The sequence below is a fragment of the Stenotrophomonas sp. PS02298 genome, assembly GCF_029959445.1.
Taxonomy (GTDB): Bacteria; Pseudomonadota; Gammaproteobacteria; order Xanthomonadales; family Xanthomonadaceae; genus Stenotrophomonas.
Window position 1 is genome coordinate 1 of the sequence record NZ_JASCOR010000261.1, and the last position, 3,709, is coordinate 3,709.

General features: G+C 64.5%; 2 protein-coding genes. One reads left to right on the forward strand and one right to left on the reverse strand.

Translation table 11 applies throughout. The features are described from left to right. Positions 1 to 130: 130 nt before the first annotated feature. The gene (locus tag QMX78_RS20655; RefSeq protein WP_282273171.1) at positions 131 to 652 is read left to right on the forward strand and encodes an acyl-CoA thioesterase; all 522 of its coding nucleotides are present in this window, start codon (positions 131 to 133) and stop codon (positions 650 to 652) included. Between the two features lie 105 nt (positions 653 to 757). On the opposite strand, the gene ppc is transcribed toward QMX78_RS20655, so the two are convergent. Continuing rightward, positions 758 to 3,469 carry a phosphoenolpyruvate carboxylase gene (gene ppc, locus QMX78_RS20660; RefSeq protein ID WP_282273173.1) on the reverse strand — a complete coding sequence of 904 codons (2,712 nt, stop codon included), beginning with the start codon at positions 3,467 to 3,469 and terminating at the stop codon, positions 758 to 760. Positions 3,470 to 3,709: the final 240 nt, after the last annotated feature.

A 3,709-nucleotide genomic window follows, 5' to 3' on the forward strand; every position in this document is an offset into this window, starting at 1 on the left:
GCCATGCTCGGCAGAGGCCTTCCCGATAGAGCCCCCAGCCGAGCATGGCTCGGCACTACAGTTGGGGTCGTCGATATCGCTTGCACGCCGGCTGGAGTAGCCTGCTGGTCCCGCAACCGCAGTAACCGCCATGAGCGAACACAAAGCCCACCAGCTGTCGATGACCGTCCTGATGTCGCCGGAGATGGCCAACTTCTCCGGCAAGGTCCACGGCGGCGCGATCCTGCGCCTGCTCGACCAGGTCGCCTATGCCTGTGCCAGCCGCTATGCCGGCAACTATGTGGTGACACTGTCAGTGGACCAGGTGACCTTCCGCCAACCGATTGCCGTCGGCGAGCTGGTGACCTTCCTGGCCTCGGTCAACTACACCGGCAACTCGTCGATGGAAGTCGGCATCAAGGTCGTGGCCGAGGACATCCGCAAGGGCGCGGTGCGCCACGCCAACAGTTGTTTCTTCACCATGGTGGCGGTGGACGATGACGGCCGGCCGACGCCGGTGCCGTCGCTGCAACCGGAGACCAGCGATGAGAAGCGTCGCTTCGCTGCCGCGCAGATCCGCCGCCAGCTGCGCCAGGAGATGGAGCAGCGGCACCTGGAGCTGCTGCAGAGCAATCCGTCGGGGGAGGCGGATTTGTCGGTGCCGGCCGCCTAGGTCTTTTGTGGGAGCGGCGTGAGCCGCGAAGCTTGCAATGCCTGCAGGGCAACCCCTCCCCAACCCTCCCCTACGCCTTCGGCGCAAGGGAGGGGGTAAAAGCAATCAGCCGGTGTTCTGCACGCCTTGCGATACGCCGTTCACGCAGGCCACCAGCGCGCGCAGTAGACCTTCATCTTCGCGGTCGCTTGCACGCCAGCGCTGCAGCAGGTCCACCTGCAGGATGCTGATCGGGTCGATGTAGGGATTGCGCAGGCGGATCGACAAGGCCAGTCGCGGGTCCTGCTCCAGCAGGTCCTGCTGGCCGCTCAAGCGCTTCACCCAATGCGCGGTCAACGCCAGCTCCTCGCGGATCAGCGGGAAGAACTGCTCGTGCAGGGGGCCGGCCAGTCTGGAGAACTGCTCGGCGATATGGATGTCGCCCTTGCTCAACACCATCGACATATCATCGAGGAAGGTCTCGAAGAACGGCCAGTCATGCGCCATCTCTCGCAGGGTCTGCTCATGCCCTGCATCTGCAGCGGCCTGCAGGCCACTGCCGACACCGAACCAACCCGGAATTACCGCACGTGCCTGGCTCCACGCGAATACCCACGGGATCGCCCGCAGATTGCTCAACGCCGCATCCTGGCCCAGGCGCCGCGAAGGCCGTGAACCAAGCGTCATGCGTTCGATCACATCGATGGGCGTGGCCTGGCGGAAGTAATTCATGAATTGCGCATCGCCGACAAAGGCGCGATACGCCACTGAACTCTGCTCGGCGACCAAGGCCATCACTGGCTTCCACTGTTCCTCGCGTGGCTCACTGGCGCGCGGACGCAGGCTGGCACGCAGCACCGCGCCAGCAGATTGCTCCAGCGAGCGCAGCGCCAACGCACGGATACCGTACTTGCGATGGATCACTTCGCCCTGCTCGGTGACGCGCAGGCGGCCACCGATGCTGCCGCGTGGCGAGGCGTTCACCGCATGCGTGGTCTTGGTACCGCCGCGGCTGATGGAACCACCACGGCCGTGGAAGAAGGTCAGCTTGACCCCAAATTCCGCCGCCGTTTCCAGCAGCTCGACCTGCGCGTGCTGCAGGCCCCAGCGCGAGGCGGCGATGCCGCCGTCCTTGCCGCTGTCCGAATAGCCCAGCATCACCATCTGCACGTCATCACGCGCGGCCAGATGGCTGCGGTAGACCGGATCGGCAAGCAGATCACGCAGCGTAGCGGTGCCGCGCTGCAGGTCGTCGACGGTTTCGAACAACGGCGCGATGTCCAACGGCACTGCGCCATCCGCATCGAGCAGACCACCACGACGCGCCAATGCCAGCACCGCGAGCACGTCGCCGCGATCATGTGCCATCGAGATGATGTAGCTGCCCAAGGCATCGGCACCATGACGACGGCGTGCATCGGCCAATGCAGCGAACACCTTGTCCAGTCGCTGCCCGGCTTCATCCTCGCCACGCGCCAGCACATCAGTGCCTGCGGCGTACGGCGACAGCAACTGCGCACGCGCCGCATCGTCCAGCGCGTCGAATGCCTCCTGCCCGCCCAGCACTTCGGCCAGCGCGCGCGAATGCACACTGGATTCCTGGCGCACATCCAGGCGCGCCAGATGGAAACCAAACGTGCGCACGCGCCACAGCAGACGCCGCACCGAGAACCAACCAGCGTGTTTGCCCTTGTTGGCCTCAAGGCTATCGAGGATGAGCTGGATGTCGTGGATGAACTCTTCCGGTGACGCGTATGCCCCCGTTCCGTCTTCCAATGTCGCCTGCAGGCGCGCGCGCATGCGATCGTTGAGCAGGCGGTACGGCATGTCGGCATGGCGCGGGCGAGACTTCACCTGCGGCAGCAGCTGCTGGTACTCCTGCACACGCGCCTGCACTTCGGCACTCACACCAACCAGTTCGGTCGATTGGCTGAGTAGGCTGGCCAGCGCCACCATGTCTTTCAGGTAGAGGCCGAGCACGGCGCTGCGTTGTGCGTTCAAGGTACTGGTGATGGTGCCGGCATCCACGTTTGGATTGCCATCCATGTCGCCACCCACCCAGGTACCGAAGCGCAGCAGGCGCGGCAACGGCAGGGTTCGGCCCCAGGTGTCGCGCAGCGCCTGTTCCAGCGATTCGTAGAACACCGGGATGACCCGGTACAGCACGCGGGTCAGGTAGAAACCGACATGCTCGCGCTCGTCGTCCACGGTTGGGCGTACTGGCGAGGAATCGGCGGTCTGCCAGGAGGCGGTCAAGGCCATGCGGAAACGTGCGGCATCGGCAGCCTGCTCGCCGGGCGTGCGTTGACCGTCGAGGTTGTCGACCAACGCGGCAACCATCAGTTGTTCTTTTTCCAGCAGCGCGCGGCGCACGGCTTCGGTCGGATGCGCGGTGAACACCGGCTCGATGTCGATCTGCGGCAGCCACTGCGCCAGTTCTTCCGGCGTCACGCCCTGCGCCTTCAGCGCAAGCAAGGCGTCATGCAGTCCTTCCGGCTGCGGGCGTTTGGTGCCTGCGCGCTGGTAGTCACGACGGCGGCGGATGCGATGCACGCGCTCGGCGATGTTGACCACCTGGAAGTAAGTGCTGAAAGCGCGCACCAGCGCTTCTGCATCACGCGGCGAACGTCCGGCCAGCTGCGCGCTGAGCGGAGCCAATGGCGCCTGGCTTTCACGACGGGCAATCGCCGCCGTGCGCACGTCTTCCACCTCGTCGAGGAAACCGGGCGACACCTGTTCGGAAATCAGATCACCAACCAGTGTGCCGAGGCGGCGCACATCGTCGCGCAGTGGCAGGTCGGGGGTGGCGAAGACAACGCTGCTGCGGTACTCGTTCATCGAAGACGTAGAGCCTGGAGAGCGGAAACCCGTCAAGCCTACCGCAAAAATCAGCACAATTTTGCAGTGCACCAAACCTGAAACAGTTGCATCTGTATGTTGTCTGGCAGCTGTCCTTTTGGACAGAAAGGTACGCAGGATCAGTCAGTTCGAGGACATGACGATACAGCGCTTCACCTGTAGTGCCGAGCCATGCTCGGCATGGGGCCATACCGGCAGAGCCCCTGCCGAGCATGGCTC

Bases quoted from the DNA above. Each gene is read 5' to 3' on its own strand.
- QMX78_RS20655 (WP_282273171.1), top strand. From the start codon at position 131: ATGAGCGAACACAAAGCCCACCAGCTGTCGATGACCGTCCTGATGTCG.
- ppc (WP_282273173.1), bottom strand. From the start codon at position 3,469: ATGAACGAGTACCGCAGCAGCGTTGTCTTCGCCACCCCCGACCTGCCA.